General features: G+C 65.9%; 19 protein-coding genes. 10 read left to right on the top strand and 9 right to left on the bottom strand.

The features are described 5' to 3' along the window. From J8I82_RS10065 to nosZ, 3 genes are all read right to left on the bottom strand, one after another. A complete protein-coding gene (locus J8I82_RS10065) occupies positions 1-1257 on the bottom strand; it encodes a nitrous oxide reductase family maturation protein NosD (RefSeq protein ID WP_209756880.1) in 1257 nt (418 codons plus the stop codon). Next, positions 1254-3863 (bottom strand): NosR/NirI family protein, encoded by a 2610-nt coding sequence (locus tag J8I82_RS10060; RefSeq protein WP_209756878.1) that lies wholly within the window; start codon positions 3861-3863, stop codon positions 1254-1256. The genes J8I82_RS10065 and J8I82_RS10060 overlap by 4 nt, the downstream gene beginning before the upstream one ends. 70 nt (positions 3864-3933) lie before the next feature. Continuing rightward, positions 3934-5871 carry a TAT-dependent nitrous-oxide reductase gene (nosZ, locus tag J8I82_RS10055; protein WP_209756876.1) on the bottom strand — a complete coding sequence of 646 codons (1938 nt, stop codon included), beginning with the start codon at positions 5869-5871 and terminating at the stop codon, positions 3934-3936. Positions 5872-6203: 332 nt separating this feature from the next. On the opposite strand from nosZ, the gene J8I82_RS10050 reads away from it, so the two are divergent. Next, positions 6204-7217 (top strand): FAD:protein FMN transferase, encoded by a 1014-nt coding sequence (locus J8I82_RS10050; protein ID WP_209757320.1) that lies wholly within the window; start codon positions 6204-6206, stop codon positions 7215-7217. Positions 7218-7306: 89 nt separating this feature from the next. Here J8I82_RS10050 and J8I82_RS10045 read toward each other — a convergent pair whose 3' ends face one another. Together J8I82_RS10045 and J8I82_RS10040 are read right to left on the bottom strand one after the other, a co-directional pair. Next, the gene (locus J8I82_RS10045) at positions 7307-7705 is read right to left on the bottom strand and encodes a c-type cytochrome (protein WP_209756874.1); all 399 of its coding nucleotides are present in this window, start codon (positions 7703-7705) and stop codon (positions 7307-7309) included. Between the two features lie 10 nt (positions 7706-7715). After that, the gene (locus tag J8I82_RS10040) at positions 7716-8063 is read right to left on the bottom strand and encodes a c-type cytochrome (protein ID WP_209756872.1); all 348 of its coding nucleotides are present in this window, start codon (positions 8061-8063) and stop codon (positions 7716-7718) included. Positions 8064-8620: 557 nt separating this feature from the next. Between J8I82_RS10040 and J8I82_RS10035 the strand changes: the two genes are divergently transcribed. The 3 genes from J8I82_RS10035 to J8I82_RS10025 are packed head-to-tail and all read left to right on the top strand — an operon-like array spanning position 8621 to position 11325. Next, complete coding sequence (locus J8I82_RS10035) at positions 8621-9511, top strand: AAA family ATPase (RefSeq protein WP_209756870.1); 891 nt, start codon at positions 8621-8623, stop codon at positions 9509-9511. Between the two features lie 14 nt (positions 9512-9525). Further along, complete coding sequence (locus J8I82_RS10030) at positions 9526-10119, top strand: GNAT family N-acetyltransferase (protein ID WP_209756868.1); 594 nt, start codon at positions 9526-9528, stop codon at positions 10117-10119. A gap of 30 nt (positions 10120-10149) precedes the next feature. Beyond that, a complete protein-coding gene (locus J8I82_RS10025; RefSeq protein ID WP_029046819.1) occupies positions 10150-11325 on the top strand; it encodes a vWA domain-containing protein in 1176 nt (391 codons plus the stop codon). Between the two features lie 86 nt (positions 11326-11411). On the opposite strand, the gene J8I82_RS10020 is transcribed toward J8I82_RS10025, so the two are convergent. Beyond that, positions 11412-12320, bottom strand: coding sequence for a LysR family transcriptional regulator (locus J8I82_RS10020; protein WP_209756865.1), 909 nt, complete (start codon positions 12318-12320; stop codon positions 11412-11414). 125 nt (positions 12321-12445) lie between these two features. Between J8I82_RS10020 and J8I82_RS10015 the strand changes: the two genes are divergently transcribed. The 3 genes from J8I82_RS10015 to J8I82_RS10005 all read left to right on the top strand — a co-directional run bounded on the left by J8I82_RS10015 (position 12446) and on the right by J8I82_RS10005 (position 15365). Beyond that, positions 12446-13432 (top strand): Bug family tripartite tricarboxylate transporter substrate binding protein, encoded by a 987-nt coding sequence (locus J8I82_RS10015; RefSeq protein WP_209756863.1) that lies wholly within the window; start codon positions 12446-12448, stop codon positions 13430-13432. Positions 13433-13445: 13 nt separating this feature from the next. Next, on the top strand, positions 13446-14333 hold the full coding sequence (locus J8I82_RS10010) for an N-formylglutamate amidohydrolase (RefSeq protein ID WP_209756861.1): 888 nt from the start codon (positions 13446-13448) through the stop codon (positions 14331-14333). Positions 14334-14597: 264 nt separating this feature from the next. After that, positions 14598-15365 carry a BspC domain-containing protein gene (locus J8I82_RS10005; RefSeq protein WP_431831540.1) on the top strand — a complete coding sequence of 256 codons (768 nt, stop codon included), beginning with the start codon at positions 14598-14600 and terminating at the stop codon, positions 15363-15365. 84 nt (positions 15366-15449) lie between these two features. Here J8I82_RS10005 and J8I82_RS10000 read toward each other — a convergent pair whose 3' ends face one another. Together J8I82_RS10000 and yaaA are read right to left on the bottom strand one after the other, a co-directional pair. Continuing rightward, positions 15450-16592 carry a M14 family metallopeptidase gene (locus J8I82_RS10000; RefSeq protein ID WP_209756858.1) on the bottom strand — a complete coding sequence of 381 codons (1143 nt, stop codon included), beginning with the start codon at positions 16590-16592 and terminating at the stop codon, positions 15450-15452. A gap of 41 nt (positions 16593-16633) precedes the next feature. Continuing rightward, on the bottom strand, positions 16634-17419 hold the full coding sequence (gene yaaA, locus J8I82_RS09995) for a peroxide stress protein YaaA (RefSeq protein WP_209756856.1): 786 nt from the start codon (positions 17417-17419) through the stop codon (positions 16634-16636). A gap of 49 nt (positions 17420-17468) precedes the next feature. On the opposite strand from yaaA, the gene J8I82_RS09990 reads away from it, so the two are divergent. Then, positions 17469-18017 carry a PIN domain-containing protein gene (locus tag J8I82_RS09990; RefSeq protein WP_209756854.1) on the top strand — a complete coding sequence of 183 codons (549 nt, stop codon included), beginning with the start codon at positions 17469-17471 and terminating at the stop codon, positions 18015-18017. A 71-nt stretch (positions 18018-18088) separates the two neighbouring features. Continuing rightward, on the top strand, positions 18089-19261 hold the full coding sequence (locus J8I82_RS09985; RefSeq protein WP_209756852.1) for a pyridoxal phosphate-dependent aminotransferase: 1173 nt from the start codon (positions 18089-18091) through the stop codon (positions 19259-19261). Positions 19262-19383: 122 nt separating this feature from the next. Here the strand turns inward: J8I82_RS09985 and J8I82_RS09980 are convergent, their stop codons facing one another. Further along, positions 19384-20028 carry a glutathione S-transferase gene (locus J8I82_RS09980; protein ID WP_209756850.1) on the bottom strand — a complete coding sequence of 215 codons (645 nt, stop codon included), beginning with the start codon at positions 20026-20028 and terminating at the stop codon, positions 19384-19386. A gap of 186 nt (positions 20029-20214) precedes the next feature. On the opposite strand from J8I82_RS09980, the gene J8I82_RS09975 reads away from it, so the two are divergent. Then, positions 20215-20369, top strand: a 155-nt coding sequence (locus tag J8I82_RS09975; protein WP_245179618.1) for a 3-hydroxyacyl-CoA dehydrogenase NAD-binding domain-containing protein, incomplete at its 3' end; no start/stop codon positions are given.

The raw sequence follows: 20369 nt of genomic DNA, 5'->3' as shown, positions 1-20369 counted from the left end.
TCAGTTGCCGCTGGCCTGAGCATCCCAGTCCCTCCAGTTGGCGCGCACAGGTCGCATTCGCGGATAGGCATCGACCACGCCCGGCGCCCGGATCACCGGGAACTGCCGTGCCGCCAGCCGCAGCGCCTGCAGCGCCGGACTGCCCAGCAGCAGCGTCACCCCCGGGTAGCGCCAGCCGAGCCGGTCGACGAGGTCGTTGGCCTGGTACGGCACGTCGCCCACGCCGTCGCCGTCGCGGTCCCAGCCCAGGTAGCTGCTCCAGTAGTTGCCCTGCCCGCGCCCGCCCCACGGCTCGTCGCGCGCACCCACGTAGCGAACCGGCTCGCGGTTGCCGATGAAATCGTTGCCCTGCACCACGTTGCGGGTCGAGCCGGCCGACAGGTGCACGCCGATCGCATTGCCCAGCACCAGGTTGCCGCGCAGCGTTGCGTACTCGACGTCGTAGACAAAGAAGCCGCGCTGGTTGCCGGCGACCACGTTGCCTTCGATCACCGAGTCCTGCAGCGTGCGCAGCATGATGCCGTGGTCCGCATTGCCCCAGGTGCGGTTGTTGCGCACGACCTGGTCGCGCACTTCCATCAGCGCCAGCCCGCCGCGGTTGCGGTAGCTGTCGTTGCCTTCCCACAGGTTGTGGTACGAGTTCATGTAATGGGTGCCGTAGCGGCTGTAGTGCAGCCGGTTGCCGCGAAAGATGGCATGGTGCGAGACATCGACGTAGAGTGCGTCGCGCACGAAGCTGATATTGTTGTCGAGGATGCGTGCGCCACGCGTGTTGTAGAGCTGCACGCCGTTGCCGCGCTGCGCCGAGTTGTAGTCGCGCTTGCCGGTGATGGTGTTGCGTTCGATGCGGACATCGTCGGCCTTTTCGATCCACAACCCGAACAGGTTGTAGGTCAGGTCGCAATCGCGCACCACCGCGCGGTGTGCGCCGGGGCGGATATAGATGCCGGCGTTCTGGTCCTTCAGGCTGTCGCCGGAGTCGCGCACGATCAGGCCTTCGACCGTCACGTCAGGCGCCACGAGGCGCAGCGTGTCGCCGCGCAGCGCGCCGCTGAGCGTGGGCCGCGCGATGCCGCGCAGCACCAGCGGCTTGTCGACGTCGAAGTTGCCGGTGTAGTGGCCGCGCGCGATCTCGATGGTGTCCCCCGCGCCGGCGGCATCGATCGCCGCCTGCAGCGACTGGCCGGGCTGCACGCGCCAGGTCGCGGCCTGGGTGCATGCTATCCATAAAAGCGCGATACCAGGCATCAGCTTCATGCGGCCAGCGTCCCCATCGCCTTCAACGCCAGGAACAGCACGGCACCGACCAGCAGGTTCTTGAAGCCGACATAGCTCAGCATGTCCATCACGGTAGCGCGCCGGTAGCGGCCGCGCCACCACGGGCCATCCTTGACGTAGCGCTTGCCGGACAGGCGGATCAGCACTTCATAGAGGCTCCAGCCCAGCCACCAGCCGATCACCGCGCCGGCGCGCATCTGTCCGGTGGCGGCCAGCGTCCAGGCAACGGTTGCCGCCAGCGCTAGCGCGAGGCCCGCCAGCTGCAATGCAGCCGCCGTACGCCAGCCCCGCCCGCTCCATGGACACAAGTGATCCCACAGCTCGGCGAGCCAGCGCGCGGCGCCGGCCGTTGTCGCGTATGGCGGCGCCACCGGGTCGGTCGGCATCCGCGGATCGGGGCCCGACGGTTGCTTCGCGTCGGCCAATACTGGCACCAGCGGAATGAAATACCCGTTGCGTCCCACCGGCGTCAGTGGCAGCCCGTCGCGCTCACGATGCTTGCGCTCGCGCGCCAGCGGCGGGCAGCCGCGCGTATCGGTATAGAGCACCATGCAATCGAGGCAATGCAGGCATTCGCGCTGGTCGATGCGGCCATCGGCATCGATCGCCTGTGAGCCGCAGCCCACCGCGCATGCCTTGCAGTGGTTGCAGTCGGGCTTGCGCCGCAGGCCAAACCAGCGGAATGTGCTGGGCATCGCCAGTGCGGCGCCGAGCGGACACAGGTACTTGCAATAAGGCCGTTCGATAAACAGCGACAGTCCCAGCAGCGTGCAGGCGAACAGCCCGTACGGCCACGCGCGGTTCTGGATGCCGACCAGGAAGGTCGTCTTGAACGGTTCGATCTCCGCCAGTATCTCGGCCAGCCCCATCGAAAACACCGACACCGCCAGCAGCCCCATGAACACGCCGTACTTGACCCACTTGAGCCGGTCATGCCAGCGACGCGGCAACTGCCGCTGCCATCGCTTCAGCCCCAGGAAGCGGCCCAGCTTGTAGATCGCCTCGGACAACGAGCCGAATGGGCAAAGCCAGCCGCAGAACAGCCCGCGTCCGAACAGCAGCACGGTGGCGATGATGAAAATCCAGGAGCAGAAGATGAAGGGATCGCTGAGGAACAACGCCCAGTCCCAGCGCAGCAGCAGCGCGTGGAACCATGTCAGCACCTGCGTGATCGACGGCTGCGCCATCGCCCCGAAGCCGACAACGACGATGCTGAGCGCCCAGGCTGTGTACTTGAACGCATTGACCGGCCACTTGTTCTTGTGCGTGGCGTGCCGCGTCAGGCGGTCGCGCAGTGCGTAGACCAACGTGACCGCGCCGAGCAGCGCGATGAACAGAACGATTGCGGTGGCCTGGTTGCGCCAGACCTTGCGCCATGGCGCCTCGGGTTCGTCGATCTGCGGCCGGCCGCCCTGCAGCATTGCTGCCGGCAGCCAGTATGGCGCATCGAAGCTGGCGAAGCTGCGCATGCCGGTGGCACGGTCGACGCGATTGCCGAGGAACGACAGCTTCCATGGATACGCCGCGGAAAACGCCGGCGACCGGATCACGAAAATCGCCGACTCGGTCACCGCCGGCGCGCCCTGCGCCGCGACGCCGTAGAGGTTGAGGTAGTCCAGGTCGCGGAAGGTGAAGGCGTCTGCACCCTGGCGCACCTGCACGCGATCGTAGATGCCGCCACGCACGAAGCCCGAGCCCTTGAACGACTCCGCCCCTTGGGTGCGGATCACGAAAATGGCGTGCTCGCCGGGCTTCAGCTGCGCGCGCAGCCCATGCCAGCCGGCATCGCCCAGCACGCTGCGGCCGATGTCGGGATGGTTCAGGTCACCAAACCACAGTTCGATGAACGGCTCGCCGCTACCGGGCAACCCCACTTGCGCCGGCTGCACAAGCAGCCGCTGCACCAATCCGCCGGCCGCCATTTGCTGCCAGCCATAATGCCTTCCGCTTTCGGCAAACCGCGCCGGTGCCCGCTGCGTCGGCGCCAGGATGCCGACCTGCCGCGCCACCGCCGCGCCCGACGTGGTCAGCACCTGGTTCTGCGCGATCACCGTCACGGTGGCGCCGGAAATGGCATCGACGCCGACCACGCCCTCGTCCGGCCGCGACTGCCCGACCTCGATCTTGTCGGCAACCGACTTGCCGACGTACTGCCGGTTGAAATCGAGCAGCGCCGATTCCGGGATGCCCAGCAGCAGGATCGGCTCGGAATGCTTCAGTACCCTGACGCCGGTGTACTGTCCCCGCGTATCCATGCCGATCAGCGTCACCACCGGCTTGCCGGAATACGCCGGCGTATCGGTGATGTCGGTCGACAGCATCACGTACCCGAGCAGTTCGCGCTTGCCGTCCGCGCCAGTGCGATAGCCCTCGACATAGGGCGGTTGTCCCTTGCGCGGAGAGAAGCTGGTTGCGCCGGGCAGCACTTCAGTGCAGGACACCAGCGAGCACAGGTCCGCCGCGGCGGACAGTTCCGACGGCAAGGTCGCCTCGTATGCGCCGGCGTGTGCCGGCACGGCAACGCCTAGCGCCAGCAGGCACACGGCGAAGCATGCCGCAAGCCATTCGAGAATTGCGTGGATCATGGAATGTTGGGGGCAAGCAGACGACCGGCGCGGCGGCGGGCACCGCGCCAGGTCATCCACGCATGCCGTCTCAGGCCTCGACGATCATGCGGCTGCGCATTTCAAGATGCAGCGCGTGGCAGAAGTGGGTGCAGTAGCACCAGAACACGCCCGGCTTGTCGGCGACAAAGGTCACCGACGCGGTCTCGAGCGGATTGACGATGAAGTTGATGTTGTACTTGGGGATGGCAAACCCGTGCGTCAGGTCTTCGATCTTGTCCAGGTTGGTCAGGATCAGCGTGACCTCGTCGCCCTTCTTCAGCTTGATCTCGCGCAGCGAGAACACCGGCGCCTGCGACGTGATCTTCACCGTCACCTTCCTGCCGTTGCGGAACACGCCCGACTGCTGCGGATCCTTCACCGCCAGCGGGAAATCATCCAGCGCATAGACCTGTTTCGGCCGCAGCAGCTCGCGACGGAAGATGATGAAATCGTGCGGTTCGCTGTGCACCGGATGGTCCGCCAGCAGCACCATCTTGTCGCCCGAGATATCGATCAGCTGCTCGTTTTCGGCATGCAGCGGCCCAACCGGCAGGAAACGATCCTTGGAGAACTTGCAGCCCACTGCCAGGAATTTGCCGTCGGCGGCGATCGTCTCGGACTGCGAGGCGTTGAGGTGGCCGGGCTGGTACTGCACGTCGAGCCGGTCGACCACGTACTTGGCGTTCTTGTCGCCCTTGTGGAAGCGGATCGCCGCCTCGATGTTCCACTTGACGATCTGGCTGTCGAGGAACAGCGTGGTATAGGCATTGCCGCGCCCGTCGAAGGCGGTATGCAGCGGCCCCAGGCCCAGTTCGACCTCGGCGACGATCGCCTCGTCGGGCGTCTCCAGCTTGCCATCGAACCAGTCCAGCACCTTGGCCAGTTCGATCACGGTGCCGGTCGGCGACAACTTGCCAGCGCAGATGAAGTACTTCTGGTCCGGGCTGGCATTGACCCCGTGCGGGTTCTTCGGCACCGAGACGTAGGTAGTCAGCGCGGTCTTCGGGTTGGCGTTGGCCGCGTGCGTGCCGTCGACCACCGGCACCTTCGAGTCGCCGATGGTCTTGAACTTCCCCTCCTTGATCGCGGCCTCGATGCGGGCGATGTTGAAGAACAGGCAGGCGTCGCGCTCGGCCGACATCATGTCTTCATAGCGCGCACCCATCTCGACGTTGTACTGGTTGGTGGCGGCCAGCTTGCCGTCGTACGAGGTCGCGACCAGGTCGCAGTTGCCGTCGATCAGGACCTGCCAGCGTACCGCCATCGTCTGCGCATCGACACAGGTGAACAGCGAGCGGTACTTGCCGGCGTCCTCGGTCGGCGTATTGGGCAGCGGCAAGCCGAACTCCGCGCCGCAGAACACGCGCGTCGTGTAGTTGATGTTCGCATCGACCGGATCGCGTTTGTCGGGGAAGATGCCATGGAAGCCCTGCACGTTGGGCAGGTCGGTGATCTTGTCGCAGATAAAAAAATCGAGCCGGATGCGCGCCAGCCGCGCGTTGATCTTGTCGTTGATCCACGCATAGCGGCCATCGTAGTTGCCGTCCTTGTAGGACGCATGCACGTGGTGCGTGTCGCCGACGGTGTACAGCACGTTGCCGTCGGGACGCGTGCCCATCACGCGCTTGGATTCATTGGTGATGCCCCAGCCCGTCAGCGCATCGGGCACGAAGCACGGGATGCGGTGCAGCTCGCGCCCCGAGGGCAGGCCCAGAACGCGCACGTCACCCGCATGGCCTCCGCTCCACAGGCCGTAGTAGGTATCGAGCTCGCCCGGCTTCAGGTGCACCGACGCACCGGCGTGCGCACTGCCATGCCCTGCCTGGGCACCGCTTGCCGCGGTGGCCGCGGCGGGCGCCCCGCCCTTGTCCGTGCACGCCGCCACGCCGGCCAGCCCGGCCAGCGCCGCGGTGTTGATAAAACGCCTTCGCCCCGGCGCTGCCGGTGCATCGGTGTGTGCCAGTGGGTCTTGCGAATGCCTCGTCATCTTCGATCCTCGAACCGTCATTGCAAGGGGCGGAGGGCTCCGCCCGCTTTCTTCGTTGTGTGTTGGCCTGTTGGTGGCCTGTTGGTGGCCTGTTGGTGGCCTGTTGGTGGCCTGTTGGTGCCGGCTACAGATAGTCGAAGCAGTTGGCGCGAACGAGATTGACGGTCGTCATGGATTCCTTAAATATTCATTTTTAATGCATGTTTTTTCGAAGGCTGGCCGGAGAATGGCGGCACCACAACGTCAACGATCGATGCGGCACGCGCCGCCTACCTGTCATGCGCGCCAAGACCCTACCCGCAACGCTGTCTTCTTCCTCTCGCATCCACGCCATGCGCCGCAACGTGCTGCGCGCCGCAGCGGCCAGCGTGCCGATGCTCGCCACCGCCATGTTCGTCAGGCCCGCGTTGGCCGATGCCACGGTCACGCGGGCATCGCGGCGCCTGCTGGGCACGCAAGTCGATATCGTGGTGCAGGACAGTTCTTACCTGGATGCAAGCACCGGCATCGCCGCCGCCTTTGCGGAGATGGCGCGCCTGGAGCGATTGATGTCGCGCTACCGGCCCGATAGCCAGGTCAGCGCGCTGCAGCGCGCGGCGGGCCGGCAACCGGTGCCGGTCGCACCGGAACTGATGGCAGTGCTGCAAGCGGCGGGGGCGCTGTCGGCGCGCACCGGGGGCGCGTTTGACATCACGGTCGGCGCCTTTGCCGGCTGGCACTTCGGTGAGGACAACACGCGCGTGCCGACTTCCGCCCAGTTGGCACGCGAACGGTCGCTGGTCGACTACCGGCAAGTCATGCTCGACGAACGCCGCGGCGAAGCGATGCTGCTGCGCCCGGGCATGCGCCTGGACCTGGGCGGCATCGCCAAGCTGCCGGTCCTGCAGGCTGGCATGCAGGCATTGCGCAGGCATGGATTGCGTCATGCCATGATCAATGGCGGGGGCGATGTGCTGGCGAGCGGCCAGCTGCAGGGGCGCGACTGGCGCGTCGGCGTGCGCGATCCGCGCGCACCGGCACGGCTGCTGGGCGTGCTGGCGGTATCCGACACCGTGGTAGCGTCATCGGGCGACTATGAGCGCTGCTTCGTGGCCAACGGCAAGCGCTACCACCACGTGCTCGACCCCGCCACCGGCATGCCGGCGGCGGGTCCGCATGGCGTGACGCTGGTGGCTTCAGAGACCGCGGCGGTCAACGGGGTCGGCGCTGCCTTGATGGTGGCGGGCCCGACCGCCGCGGCCGGCCTGCTGCACGGCGCAGCCGGCGTCGACGCGCTGGTCGTCGGCGACGGCAAGCCCTGGCTCACGGCAGGGATGCAGCGCCGGCTGGCAGGCGTGGCGGCATAGGTCGCGCTGGCGCGCCGCCCAAAGAAAAGGCCGCCTGTACCAAGGCGGCCTTTTCCTAACCCAAGGCGCGGCAATCGCCGCGCTACGGCTTACTTCTTCAGCACCAGGTCGCCCGGCAGCGACTCGATATACGCAGCCATATCCTTCAGTTCCTTGCGCGTGAACGGACGCGGCTTGCCATCCTTGCCGGTCACCGCCGGATTGGCGTTGACCTGGCCGGCCATGATCGCATTGGAGCGGCCCACCAGCGCGTTGCCCGACACCTGGTACGACAGCAGCGCGTGATACAGATAGTCGGCATGCTGGCCGGCCAGCTTGGGATAGTCGGGGGAGATCGGCTTGTTCATGCCCGCGCCGTGGCAGGCCACGCAGGCTCCCTTTTCCACCAGCGCCTTGCCGTTGGCGAGGTCGGCGGCCGAAGCCGGCAATGCGGCGGCACCCAGCACGAGTGCGCCGAGCGCGATCGAAAGCGTCTTGAGCGTCTTCATGATGGGTCTCTTACTTCAGGGCGTTGTTCTGGGTATTCGGCTTCTGCTGCGAGTAGTAGGCCGCCACGTCGGCGATGTCCTGCTCGGTCAGCGTGGCGGCGATGCTGCGCATGGTCGGGTGCTTGCGCTCGCCCTTCTGGTACGCCTTCAGCGCATTTTCGATGTACTTGGCGCTCTGGCCGCCCAGCAGCGGCACTTCATAGATCTCGGGGAACGACGCACGGTAGCCCGGAATGCCGTGGCATCCGATGCACATTGCAACCTTGTCCTTGGCAGCGTCTCCATTGCCCTTGACTTCCTGTGCCTGCGCGCCCATTGCAGCCGCGCCCAGCACCACCATCGTGAGGAGCTTTTTCATTGTCTTTGCGGATTGGAAATTAAACCGTGCGTGACCTGCCCTGCCGGGCGGAGACGGTTTCAGAATGCTTCTGGGGAAAGCCTGGCTTGTCGATGGGGTTGCAAGAGGTGCAACCCGCCAGACCCGCCCAGACATTCGGCATCCGGGATCATTGCCGTGATGTGGAACACATTCTGGAACCACCTCGCGCAATCGCCGCGACCCGGGCGGGCCGCTGGGACTTCTGAGCGCGGACTGCCGGATACTGGAGAACTGGACGTGGGGGCGCGTCAAACCGGCGCATTGTACAGCAGGCGACACCTGACAGTCCACTGCAGTCCGGCAACCGCCCGCTGTAGCGGGCCATCTGTCAGCCCCAGCCAACACGAACCGCAAAGGTCTTTTATACTGGCCCACTCCGGGGAAAGCGCACGACCGTTCGCAGACGCTCGATGCCAGGCCCGGACGAACCATACCGCTCATAATGAAAGCGCGCGTGACAGCGCGAAGAGACTGCGCCAAACACGCCAACCCGGCCCGAACCGACCAAGACCGGGCCGTCACCTCCAGGTTGCCTCATGTCAAACACCGCCAACGCTTCCGCCCAAGCTTCTTCCGCCCAGCAGGCCCGTTTCGAGGGCAGTGACCAGTATGTCGCCACCGACGACCTCAAGCTGGCCGTCAACGCCGCGCGCACGCTGCAGCGACCGCTGCTGATCAAGGGCGAGCCCGGCACCGGCAAGACCATGCTGGCCGAGGAAGTGGCCGCCGCGCTGGGCATGCCGCTGCTGCAGTGGCATATCAAGTCGACCACCAAGGCGCAGCAGGGCCTGTACGAATACGACGCGGTCTCGCGCCTGCGCGACTCGCAGCTCGGCGACGATCGCGTGCACGACATCCGCAACTACATCGTCAAGGGCGTGCTGTGGCAGGCCTTCGAGGCCGACGAGCAAGTGGTGCTGCTGATCGACGAGATCGACAAGGCCGACATCGAATTCCCCAACGACCTGCTGCGCGAACTCGACCGCATGGAGTTCTACGTCTACGAGACGCGCGAACTGGTCAAGGCGAAGCACCGTCCGCTGGTGATCATCACCTCGAACAACGAGAAGGAACTGCCCGACGCCTTCCTGCGCCGCTGCTTCTTCCACTACATCAAGTTCCCGGACGCCGACACCATGCAGCAGATCGTCGACGTGCACTACCCCGGCATCAAGCGCGAGCTGGTCGCCGCCGCGCTGGAATCGTTCTACGAGATGCGCAACCTGCCGGGCCTCAAGAAAAAGCCGTCCACGTCCGAGCTGATCGACTGGCTCAAGCTGCTGATGGCCGAGGACATCCCGCCCGAGGCGCTGAAGAGTCCGGACAAGAAGGCAGCGATCCCGCCGCTGCACGGCGCGCTGCTGAAGAACGAGCAGGACGTACACCTGTTCGAGCGCCTGGTGTTCATGAACCGCGCCAACCGCTGAGCGAGCTGCCTGTCATGACCGCTTTTGCCAATCCCGTGACCCTGGCCGGCAAGCACGCCACGCTGGAGCCGCTGCGACCCGAGCATGCCGACGGCCTGCGCGCCGCCTGCGCCGACGGCGAGCTGTACAAACTCTGGTACACCAGCGTGCCCGCGCCCGAGCGCATGGAAGCCGAGATCGCGCGGCGCCTGGGCCTGCAGGAACAGGGCTCGATGCTGCCGTTCGCGGTGCGCGACGCCGCGGGCGAGCTGGCGGGCATGACCACCTACATGAATATCGACGCGGCCAACCGGCGCGTGGAGATCGGCTCCACCTGGTATGCGCGCCGGGTCCAGCGCTCGCCGCTGAACACCGAGTGCAAGCTGATGCTGCTCGGCCATGCCTTCGACCAGCTCGACTGCATCGCCGTGGAATTCCGCACGCACTGGATGAACCAGCAGAGCCGCGCCGCGATCGCGCGCCTCGGCGCCAAGCAGGACGGCGTGCTGCGCAACCACCAGCGCATGCCTGACGGCTCGTTGCGCGATACCGTGGTGTTTTCGATCATCGCCAGCGAATGGCCGACGGTGCGTCAACACCTGCAATTCCAGCTTGACCGTCCGCGCTGAAGCGGCCGCCTATCACCAGAGCAAGGCATCATGCTGATCGACTTCTTCTTCTCGCTGCGCCACGCCAAGCTGCCGGTCTCGGTCAAGGAATACCTGACCATGCTGGAAGCGCTCAAGGCGCAGGTCATCACGCCCTCGATCGACGAGTTCTACTACCTGTCGCGCATGACGCTGGTCAAGGACGAGAAGCACTTCGACAAGTTCGACCAGGCCTTCGCCGCCTACTTCAAGGGCGTGGAAAGCCTGGTCGACTGGAAGTCCGACATCCCGCTCGACTGGCTGCAGAAGACGCTGGAGCGCGAGCTGTCGGCCGAGGAGAAGGCCAAGATCGAGGCCATGGGCGGCCTCGACAAGCTGATGGAGCGCCTCAAGCAGCTGCTCGAAGAGCAGAAGGAAAAGCACGAGGGCGGCAACAAGTGGATCGGCACCGGCGGCACCTCGCCGTTCGGGCACGGCGGCTACAACCCGGAAGGCATCCGCATCGGCGGCCCCAGCAAAGGCAACCGCACCGCGATCAAGGTGTGGGAAGCGCGTACCTACAAGGACTATGACGACCAGGTCGAGCTTGGCACGCGCAACATCAAGGTCGCGCTGCGCCGGCTGCGCCGTTTCGCGCGCGACGGAGCCGATACCGAGCTGGACCTGGACGACACCATCCATTCGACCGCGGCCAATGCCGGCCTGCTCGACATCAAGCTGCGGCCCGAGCGCCACAACAAGGTCAAGGTGCTGATGCTGATGGACGTGGGCGGCTCGATGGACGACCACATCAAGCGCGTGGAAGAACTGTTCTCGGCCACCAAGACCGAGTTCAAGCACCTGGAGTACTACTACTTCCACAACTGCCTGTACGACTACGTGTGGAAGAACAACCGCCGCCGCCACGCCGAGAAGCTGGCGACGTGGGACCTGCTGCACAAGTACACGTCCGACTACAAGATCATCTTCGTCGGCGATGCGACCATGAGCCCGTACGAGATCCTGCAGCCCGGCGGCTCGGTCGAGTACAACAACGCCGAAGCCGGCGCGGTGTGGCTGAACCGCATGACCGAGCAGTTCCCGCACTTCGTCTGGCTCAACCCCGAGCCGGAAGGCTTGTGGCAGTACCGCCAGTCGATCACCGTGATCAACCAGCTGATGAAGGGGCGCATGTATCCCGTCACGCTGGCGGGCCTGGAGCAGGCGATGAAGGTGCTGTCGAAATAAGAACTGCCTGGTTTGCACCCTCTCCCGCTTGCGGGAGAGGGTGCAAACAGCCCGCAACCTGGGCATTTCAGTGACCTCCGGCGACCTCAGCCGGGCCGCGCCAGGTCCGCGCCTTCCATGACCCAGGCACGGAAAGTCCGCAGCGCGGGCAGGTGCTGCTTCTGCTCCGGGTAGCACAGGTAATAGCCCTTCTTGGCCAGCACCTGCGCCGGATGCGCGACCACCAGCGCGCCGGTATCGAGTTCCTGTTCGATCAGGCAGCGCGGGATCAGCGCGATGCCCAGCCCCGACAGCGCCGCCTGTGTCAGCAGCGAGAACTGGTCGAAGCGCGCGCCGCTCCACGCCTGGCGGGTGGCCACGCCCAGCGTGGCGAACCAGTCGGGCCACGCCTCGGGCACGGTGGTGTGGTGCAGCAGCGGGTAGCGCAGCAGCGCATCCGGCGTGCGCGCGACGCCGTCAGGCTCATCGGCCAGCAGGCCCGGGCGGCAGACCGGCAGCACTTCGCGTCCGGTCATGTAGTCAGCCAGGCTGCCTGGCCAGACGCCATCGCCGAAGCGGATCGCCGCATCGAGATCCGGCTCGGAAAAATCGTAGCCCTGCGCATGCGGCACGAATTCCAGCGTCACCTCCGGATGCCGGGCAAAGAACTGCGGCAGGCGCGGGATCAGCCACTTGGCGCCCAACGTCGGCATGCTGGCGATATGCAGCACCCCGCCGCGCCCCTGGCGCGCCATCAACTCGACGGTGGCCGCCTCCAGTTCGTTGAGGCTCGGGCCGATACGCTCCAGGTAGCGCTCTCCTGCCGTGGTCAGCACCAATCGCTGACGCACGCGCTCGAACAATTCGACGCCGAGATAGGCCTCCAGGCTGCGTACCTGCTTGCTGACGGCGCCTTGCGTGACATGCAGTTCGCGTGCGGCCACAGTGAAACTGTTGTGCCGGGCCGCAGTCTCGAAGGCCTGCAACTCGGTCAGCGACGGACACATGCGTCGCATAATTCACCTCTACTTCACGACCAAATGGAATGAGCTAGGGATTTTATTTCGTTTGCGACGGCCGTGCTCGAACGCGCAGAATCAGGAAACCACCTCTGTCTCTCCTTTTCCCTACGAGAACCCTCATGCAACGTCGCCACCTCCTCCGCGTCCTGGCCGCCGCCTCGGCCGCCCTCGCCACCGGCCTGTCGCTCAGCGCCGCCGCCCAGTCCGGCTACCCGATCAAGCCGATCACGCTGGTCGTGCCTTTCCCCGCGGGCGGCACCACCGACATCGTCGCGCGCATCGTCGCCGACAAGCTTGGCCAGCAACTGGGCCAGGCCGTGGTGGTCGACAACCGCGGCGGCGCCGGCGGCAGCATCGGCACCACCTTCCTGTCCAAGGCCGCGCCGGACGGCTACACGCTGGGCATTGCCACGGCCTCGACCCATGGCATCAACCCTGCGGTCTACCCGCGCCTGTCCTACGATGCAACCAAGGACTTCACCACCATCACCAACCTGGCCTCGGTGCCGAACGTGATGAGCATCAACCCGGCGGTCAAGGCCACCGACATGAAGTCTTTCATCGCGCTGGCGCAGTCGCAGCCGAACAAGCTGGCCTATGGCTCCGCCGGCAACGGCAGCGTCTCGCACATGATGGGAGAACTGTTCAAGATGAGCAGCAAGACCGAACTGCTGCATGTGCCGTACAAGGGCGTGGGCCCGGCGCTGAACGACGCGCTGGCCGGCCAGGTGCAGGTGCTGTTCGACAACCTGCCGTCGTCGCTGCCGTTCATCGAAGGCGGCAAGCTGCGCGCACTGGCCGTGGCCGCACCCAAGCGCGTGGCGGCGCTGCCCAATGTGCCGACCTTCGCCGAGCTGGGCCTGGGCGAGGTCAACGACGCCGCCTGGTTCGGCCTGATCGCGCCGGCCAACCTGCCGGCCGACATCCAGAACAAGCTGCATGCCGCCGCCGTCAAGGTGCTGGCGACGCCGGAGGTCAAGGCCAAGCTGGAAAAGCTGGGCGCGACCCCGGTGGGCGACACCCCGGCGCACTTCGCCGCGCAGATCAAGAGCGAAGTGGCCAAGAACAAGCGCGTGGCCGCGGCCGCCAAGATTTCGCTCGACTGACCCCTGGCGCACCATGACCGATACCGACCGAACCATCGCGGATAGTCCGTATTTCCTGTACCAGCCGGAGGGCGAGCCCGCCCCGCTGTTCCTGGATTCGCCGCACAGCGCGACCACCTACCCGACGGACTTCCGCCCCGACCCCGCCCTGCCGCTGCCGCTGCTGCGGCAGGCCGAGGACACCTTCGTCGACGAACTCTACGCCGGCGCGCCGGCGCGCGGCATCCCGCTTTTGTGCGCGGGCTTCCCGCGCAGCTACATCGACGCTAACCGCGCGCTGGAGGAAATCGACGAAGCGCTGCTCGAGGCCCCCTGGCCCGGCGCGAAGCAGGAAACCTCCAAGACCCGACTCGGCAAGGGCCTGGTCTGGCGCGTGCTCGACAGCGGCGAGGCCATCTACGACCGCAAGCTCGCCGTGGAAGAAGTGCAGGTGCGCATCAACCGCTGCTACCTGCCCTACTACGCGCAGTTGCAAAAGCTGGCCGATCACGCCGTCTCCAGCCACGGCAGCGCCTGGCACATCAACTGCCATTCGATGCCGAGCCGCGCCGCGCAATACGCGACCGAGTTCCCTGGCCTGGAGCATCCCGACTTCGTCGTCGGCGACCGAGACGGCACCACCTGCGACAAGCGCTTTACCGACCGCATCGAAGGCGTGCTCAAGGACATGGGCTACGAGGTCTGGCGCAACCACCCGTACAAGGGCGTGGAAATCGTGCGCGTGGTCGGCCAGCCGCAGGCCGGGCGCCACAGCCTGCAGCTCGAAGTCAACCGCAAGCTGTACATGGATGAAGTGGGCCTGACCCACACCGCCGGCTTCGCCAAGCTGCGCCATAACCTGAACGCACTGCTCGACGATCTGCTGCGCTTTACGCGCGCGATGCCCTCGCGCGTGGCTTGAGGCGTTTGCGAATGCACCACGGCCGGGCCGCGCGGATCACCGCGGACCGGTCGCGCGGGTTCCCCGCAGTTGTGCAGCGTGGGAAATATCTGCTAGAAAGCAGGCCGCTTCCTGCGCGTCGTCATTGCGTTAGAAGAATAGGTAACAAGATTTAGGAACTTTGCCGGATAGGTTTCCTCTATCATGGCATTCCTTTGCGAAGCTACCCGGCCTGCCGGCCCCGCGCCGGCAAGCAAATCCCAGAACGCAAACACCGCAAACACTGTGATCCGACGAATTTCCGAACTGCTCGGCAGCCGGCTCCGCATGGTCGCTGCCGCGGTGGCCGGTGCGATCGGGCTGGCGGGCTGCGCCAACATGCCGGCCGACGAGGCCGCCGCCCAGGCCCCTGCCGCCGCCCCGACGGCCGCTCCTGCCCGCCCCGCCCCCGCCCCTGCCGCTTCCTCCACGCCGCCCACCAAGACCATCACCCTGCCCGATCGCGGCCGTGTCAGCCTGTCCGAGTATCGCGCACGCATGCGCGAGCAGCTGATGAAGACCGAGAACGCCAGCAGCGACGTGGCCGACTGCGCCGCGCACGCCAGCTGGGTGGTGCCGCGCTCGGCCACCTACGATGCCCTGAAAATCCCCACCGGCGCGCTCGCCGCCGGGCAGGCCATGACCGAGCCCTGGAGCGGACGCTTCTCGCCCGGCAAGCAGGCCGTGCCAGTCAGCACCGTGGTGACGTTCAACGCCACCGCGCACAAGCGCCGTGGCGACGACTGGCAGCCCGTGCGCGTGCGCTGCGGCTACGACGACGGCATGATGCTGGCGTACGAGCTGCAGGACCCCAGCGGCGCCACCATCAGCGAACCCGCTGCCGCGCCGGCCGTGCCCATGTCGAGCCAGGCCACGTCGTCCGGCAAGAGCCGCAAGGGTGCCAAGGGCAAGAGCACGGCGGCGTCGAAGTCGGGCAAGTCATCGGCGGCCAAGTCGACGAAGTCGGCTTCGGGGTCGGCAAAGGCGAGTAGCAAAACCAAGAAAAAGCAGTAAGCGCTCGGGCGCTTGTGCGTGCGCTTGCTCTCGCCCCTCTCCCGCAAGCGGGAGAGGGGAGCAAACCTGCAACAGCCAAAGGCCTCAGCCCAGGTAATCCAGGATCGCCGGCAGCATCGCCGTGCCCAGCAGGGCGCTGCGCGCGCCGTTCCAGCCCACTGCCGGATCGGGCAAATCGGCGTTGTCCTTGAACGGCATTTCCAGCGTCAGCGCAAGGCAGCCGAAGGTATGGCCGATGTACTTGGAGGCGAGCTTGAGCGCGTCGGCGTTGTACTTGCTGGCGGCGTAGCCGTGCACGTCCTGGAAGTCCGGTGAAGCGCGCTTGAAGGCTTCGATGAAGCGCTGCTGCTCGCGCCGGCGCGCTTCGGTAAAGCCGGGCAGCATCTCGCTGCCGGCGACGAAGTTGTACGGCAAGCCCTCGTCGCCGTGGATATCGAAGAACATGTCGCACCCCGTGGCCTCGATGGCGCGGCGCACGTGGTAGACCTCAGGGCTGGTATCCGCGCTGGGCGACATCCATTCGCGGTTCAGGTTGGCGCCGGCGGCGTTGGTGCGCAGGTTGCCGCGCGCCGAGCCGTCAGGGTTCATGTTCGGCACGATATGGAACACGGCGCGCTCGAGCAGCTTGCGCGCGACCGGATCGCCGGCCCAGATGCCGCTACCTGTCAGCCGCTGCAGCACGCCCTCGACAAACCATTCGGCCATGCTCTCGCCCGGATGCTGGCGCGCGATCATCCAGATGGTCTTCTTGCCGGGGCCGGGCTCGCCCAGCGTGACGCGGGTCATGTCGCGCCCGTCGACCGTGCTGCCCAGATGCGACAGTTGCGCCAGCGGCGAGCGCTGGCAGCTCGCCAGCAGCGACAGGTGGCGCTCATCGGGATAGGGCTCGAAATACGCGAACCAGACGCTGTCGTGCCCGGGCGTGAATTCCACCGTCATCACCTTGCCGTCGAAACGGGTCGGCACGCGGAACCAGTTCGCGCGGTCATACGATGCCACCGCGCGATAGTCACGCCACCCATCCGGGTAAGTGCAGTCGCCCGCGTTGAGGAAGTGCATCCGGCACGCCTGCCCCGCCGCGCCCTGCAGGCGGAAGTGGAACCACTGCCGGAAGTCGGCGTGCGAATCGGCACGGATGCGCAGCCGGATATCGTCGGCACGGTCGAGCGCCTCGACCTCGATGGCACCCGAATCGAAATGCGAGGAGATATGCAGGGCGGAAGGCATGGCTGGCGGTCTCGTTGCGTTAGGGTTCAGTCTTCCGGGGTTCAGTCTTCCAGGCGGCGGCGGAACACCCAGCGGCCGGCATCGGAAGCGGAGGCGTCGAAGGCATAGCCGTCCTCGGCGAAGCGCTTGAGCTTTTCCGGCTCGGTGATGCGGTGCGTGACCGCGTAGCGCGCCATCGTGCCGCGTGCGCGCTTGGCATGGAACGAGATGATCTTGTAGCGCCCGCCCTTCCAGTCCTCGAACACCGGCGTGACGATGCGTGCCTGCAGCACCTTGGGCCGCACCACCTTGAAATACTCTTCCGAGGCAAGGTTGACCAGCACCGCTGCCCCTTCCTGCCTGAGCGCGGCCATGTCGCTGTTGATCATCTGCGTGACATCATCGCCCCAGAACGCATACAGGTCCTTGCCGGCGGTGTTGTCGAGGCGCGTGCCCATCTCCAGCCGGTAAGGCTGCATCCAGTCCAGCGGACGCAGCACGCCGTACAGGCCGGACAGGATGCGCAGGTGCTGCTGCGCGAAGCCGAGGTCCTCGGCGGTCAGCGTCTTCGCATCGAGACCGTCGTAGACGTCGCCGTTGAAGGCCAGCACCGCCTGCTTGCTGTTGGCGGTGGTGAACTCGGACGACCACTCGGCATAGCGCGTGACGTTGAGCACGGCGAGCTTGTCGGAGATGTCCATCAGCGCGCCCACGTCCTGCGGCGCAAGCGTGCGCAGGCGCTCGATCAGCGTGGCGGAACGGTCAATGAAACGCGGCAGCGTATGGGTCTTGATGCGCGGGGGTGTCTCGTAGTCCAGTGACTTGGCGGGAGACAAAACGATGAGCATGGCAAAATCGCGGCAGTAGCCAAGGACAAACCAGCCAAGATTGTAGCGAATGCGCCTCGACAGCACCGGAACCAACTATCCCGCCAGCCCCGCCGGCATCACATCCGCGCCTGCGGACGCACCTTTCGTGGTGCTCGACTCCAATATCTGGGTGGACCTGTTGGTGTTTCGCGACCCGCATGTCGAGCCGATCCGGCACGCGCTGGAAGCCGGCACCATCGCCCCGGTGATCCGCGCCGATTGCCGCGAAGAGCTGCGCCGGGTGCTGGCTTATCCGCAATTTGCCCGCTTCGAGGTCGATATCGACGCCGCGCTGGCCACCGTCGACCGGCTGACCCGCCTCGAACCTCCGCCGCCGCAGGACGAGGCCGACGCCATCAGGCTGCCCCGCTGCAAGGACACCGACGACCAGAAGTTTGTCGAGCTGGCCCACTTTGCCGGCGCGGCGTGCCTGGTGTCGAAGGACAAGGCGGTGCTCAAGCTGCGCAGCCGGCTGCGCCGCTCCAGCGGGGTTGAGGTACTGACGCCGCCGGGCTTTGGCGCCTGGCTGGCCGCCCGGGTCGACAGCACAGCCGACACCGCGGCCGATCCCCTTTAGAATTGCCGGATCGCGCGCGAGGCCGCACCGGCACGCGCGCCCTCCTCTTACCGCATCGATACGCCCGCAACATGTCCGCTGACGCAACGCTCGCCCCCCTGACCCCGCCGCCCTCGCGCCTGCCCGGCGTCGGCACCACAATCTTTACCGTGATGTCGGCTCTGGCCATCGAGAAGAACGCCGTCAACCTGGGCCAGGGTTTCCCGGACTTCGATTGCGACCCGAAGATCGTCGATGCCGTCGCCGGGGCCATGCGCGCCGGCCATAACCAGTACCCGCCGATGGCGGGCGTGCCGCGCCTGCGCCAGGCCATTGCCGACAAGATGGCCGCGCTGTACGGCCACCAGTACAGCTGGGAGTCCGAGATCACCGTCACCGCCGGCGCCACACAGGGCATCCTGACCGCGATCCTGTGCGCCGTGCATCCGGGCGACGAAGTGATCGTGCTCGAACCCTGCTACGACAGCTACCTGCCCGCGATCGAACTGGCCGGCGCCACCGCCGTGCCGGTCATGCTGGAGGCGCCCGAGTTCCGCGTGCCCTTCGACAAGCTCGCCGCCGCGATCACGCCGCGCACGCGCATGATCCTCATCAACACGCCGCACAACCCCACCGGCACGATCTGGCGCGCGGGCGACATGGACAAGCTGGCGCAGATCCTGGCCGGCACTGACATTCTGCTGCTCTCCGACGAGGTCTACGAGCACATGGTCTACGACGGCCAGCGGCATGAATCGGTCTCGCGCCATCCCGAACTGGCGCGGCGCAGCTTCGTGATCTCGAGCTTTGGCAAGACTTATCACGTGACCGGCTGGAAGATCGGCTATGTGGCGGCGCCGGCCGCGCTGATGGCCGAGTTCCGCAAGGTGCACCAGTTCAACGTGTTCACTGTCAATACGCCGGTGCAGCACGGGCTGGCCGACTACATGGCCGACCCCGCGCCGTACCTGCAGCTGTCGGCGTTCTACCAGGCCAAGCGCGATTTCTTCCGCGCCGGGCTGGCCAGTTCGCGCTTCAAGCTGCTGCCGTCGGATGGCACTTACTTCCAGTGCGTCGATTACTCGGCCATTTCCGACCTGAGCGAGGCGGACTTCGCCATGTGGCTGACGCGCGAGATCGGCGTGGCGGCGATTCCGGTGTCGGCGTTCTATACCCAGCCGCGCGAGTCGGGCGTGGTGCGGTTCTGTTTTGCGAAGAAGGAAGAGACGCTGGCGCTGGCGTTGGAAAGGTTGGCGAAGCTTTAAGAAGAAACGGAAACGCCCGCAAATCGCGGGCGTTTTTTGCATCTGAGGGCTATCACAAGCCGGCGCTTTGCTCCCCTCTCCCGCTTGCGGGAGAGGGGCACACACATGGCAAGTCGAACCGCTTACTTCTTGCTCCGGCTCATCATCAGCTCGGTATTCGCCTTGCGGTCCGCATTGACCTTCTGCACCGACTCGCGCTGCGACAGCGTCTTCAGGTAATCCTTGACCGGCAGGTCGGCCAGCATATCCGTGCCATAGATGATCTTGGTGCACGACGACACCAGCGGCAGGTGCACTGCCGCCGCGCAGTCGGCCAGCGTGAAGCTGTCGCCTGCGATAAACGGCGAGAACTTCGCCAGCCTGGCAAACGCCGGGATATAGCGCGCCAGCAGCTTGTGCTGGCGCTCCTTGACGCTGTCGCTGACCTTGCCGCCGAAGAACGCTTCCGGATACAGCTCGCGCGCCGTCAGCTCCAGGTACAGCTCCATGAAGGTGACGATTTCGCGCACCTTGCCCGCCTGCAGCGGGTCCTTCGGCAGCAGCGGCGTCTGCGGGAAGGCCGCTTCCAGGTATTCGACGATGACTTCCGACTCGCACAGTGAGCCGGATTCGGTGATCATGTAGGGCACCTTGCCCGCCGGCGTTGCGGCCGGGTCGGTCTCGCCGATCCAGGCCAGCACCTCTTCGAACGGCACGTTCTTTTCCAGCAGCGCCAGCTTCACTTTGTTGTAGTAGTTGCTGGCGGCAAAGCCGCAGAGCTTAAGCATGTCGTCTCTCTCCGTTGTTGGAATGGTCGCCCGCACGGCACGGGCCTGAGGGGGATTGTGGACCATCCGGAGCCTGCCGTGTCCGGCCTGGCCGATCAGCGCACGCCGCCTGCCCTTCCGGTCTGTTCGGAAAGATGCAAAAAACGTACGATCGTGCTAATTTAACCACAACTTTTGGGACGAATGATGAGCACTTTCACCATCGACACGCTGGGTGTTGTAGGGACCGGCGCCATGGGCCGCGGCATCGCGCAGATCGCCGCGCAGGCTGGCCTGACCGTCAACCTGTATGACGCCAACCCGCAAGCTGTGGCCGCCGCCCGCCAGTACCTGCAGGACAC

Origin of the sequence: Cupriavidus consociatus, assembly GCF_017814975.1 — a bacterium.
In the GTDB taxonomy this organism is placed as follows: domain Bacteria; phylum Pseudomonadota; class Gammaproteobacteria; order Burkholderiales; family Burkholderiaceae; genus Cupriavidus; species Cupriavidus consociatus.
The sequence above is the reverse complement of the archived record's forward strand: the minus strand, read 5'-3'. Positions and strand labels throughout refer to the sequence as shown.

Excerpts from the sequence above, each read along its gene's own strand:
- J8I82_RS10065 (WP_209756880.1), bottom strand. The coding sequence starts at position 1,257 with ATGAAGCTGATGCCTGGTATCGCGCTTTTATGGATAGCATGCACCCAG.
- J8I82_RS10060 (WP_209756878.1), bottom strand. The coding sequence starts at position 3,863 with ATGATCCACGCAATTCTCGAATGGCTTGCGGCATGCTTCGCCGTGTGC.
- nosZ (WP_209756876.1), bottom strand. The coding sequence starts at position 5,871 with ATGACGAGGCATTCGCAAGACCCACTGGCACACACCGATGCACCGGCA.
- J8I82_RS10050 (WP_209757320.1), top strand. The coding sequence starts at position 6,204 with ATGCGCCGCAACGTGCTGCGCGCCGCAGCGGCCAGCGTGCCGATGCTC.
- J8I82_RS10045 (WP_209756874.1), bottom strand. The coding sequence starts at position 7,705 with ATGAAGACGCTCAAGACGCTTTCGATCGCGCTCGGCGCACTCGTGCTG.
- J8I82_RS10040 (WP_209756872.1), bottom strand. The coding sequence starts at position 8,063 with ATGAAAAAGCTCCTCACGATGGTGGTGCTGGGCGCGGCTGCAATGGGC.
- J8I82_RS10035 (WP_209756870.1), top strand. The coding sequence starts at position 8,621 with ATGTCAAACACCGCCAACGCTTCCGCCCAAGCTTCTTCCGCCCAGCAG.
- J8I82_RS10030 (WP_209756868.1), top strand. The coding sequence starts at position 9,526 with ATGACCGCTTTTGCCAATCCCGTGACCCTGGCCGGCAAGCACGCCACG.
- J8I82_RS10025 (WP_029046819.1), top strand. The coding sequence starts at position 10,150 with ATGCTGATCGACTTCTTCTTCTCGCTGCGCCACGCCAAGCTGCCGGTC.
- J8I82_RS10020 (WP_209756865.1), bottom strand. The coding sequence starts at position 12,320 with ATGCGACGCATGTGTCCGTCGCTGACCGAGTTGCAGGCCTTCGAGACT.
- J8I82_RS10015 (WP_209756863.1), top strand. The coding sequence starts at position 12,446 with ATGCAACGTCGCCACCTCCTCCGCGTCCTGGCCGCCGCCTCGGCCGCC.
- J8I82_RS10010 (WP_209756861.1), top strand. The coding sequence starts at position 13,446 with ATGACCGATACCGACCGAACCATCGCGGATAGTCCGTATTTCCTGTAC.
- J8I82_RS10000 (WP_209756858.1), bottom strand. The coding sequence starts at position 16,592 with ATGCCTTCCGCCCTGCATATCTCCTCGCATTTCGATTCGGGTGCCATC.
- yaaA (WP_209756856.1), bottom strand. The coding sequence starts at position 17,419 with ATGCTCATCGTTTTGTCTCCCGCCAAGTCACTGGACTACGAGACACCC.
- J8I82_RS09990 (WP_209756854.1), top strand. The coding sequence starts at position 17,469 with ATGCGCCTCGACAGCACCGGAACCAACTATCCCGCCAGCCCCGCCGGC.
- J8I82_RS09985 (WP_209756852.1), top strand. The coding sequence starts at position 18,089 with ATGTCCGCTGACGCAACGCTCGCCCCCCTGACCCCGCCGCCCTCGCGC.
- J8I82_RS09980 (WP_209756850.1), bottom strand. The coding sequence starts at position 20,028 with ATGCTTAAGCTCTGCGGCTTTGCCGCCAGCAACTACTACAACAAAGTG.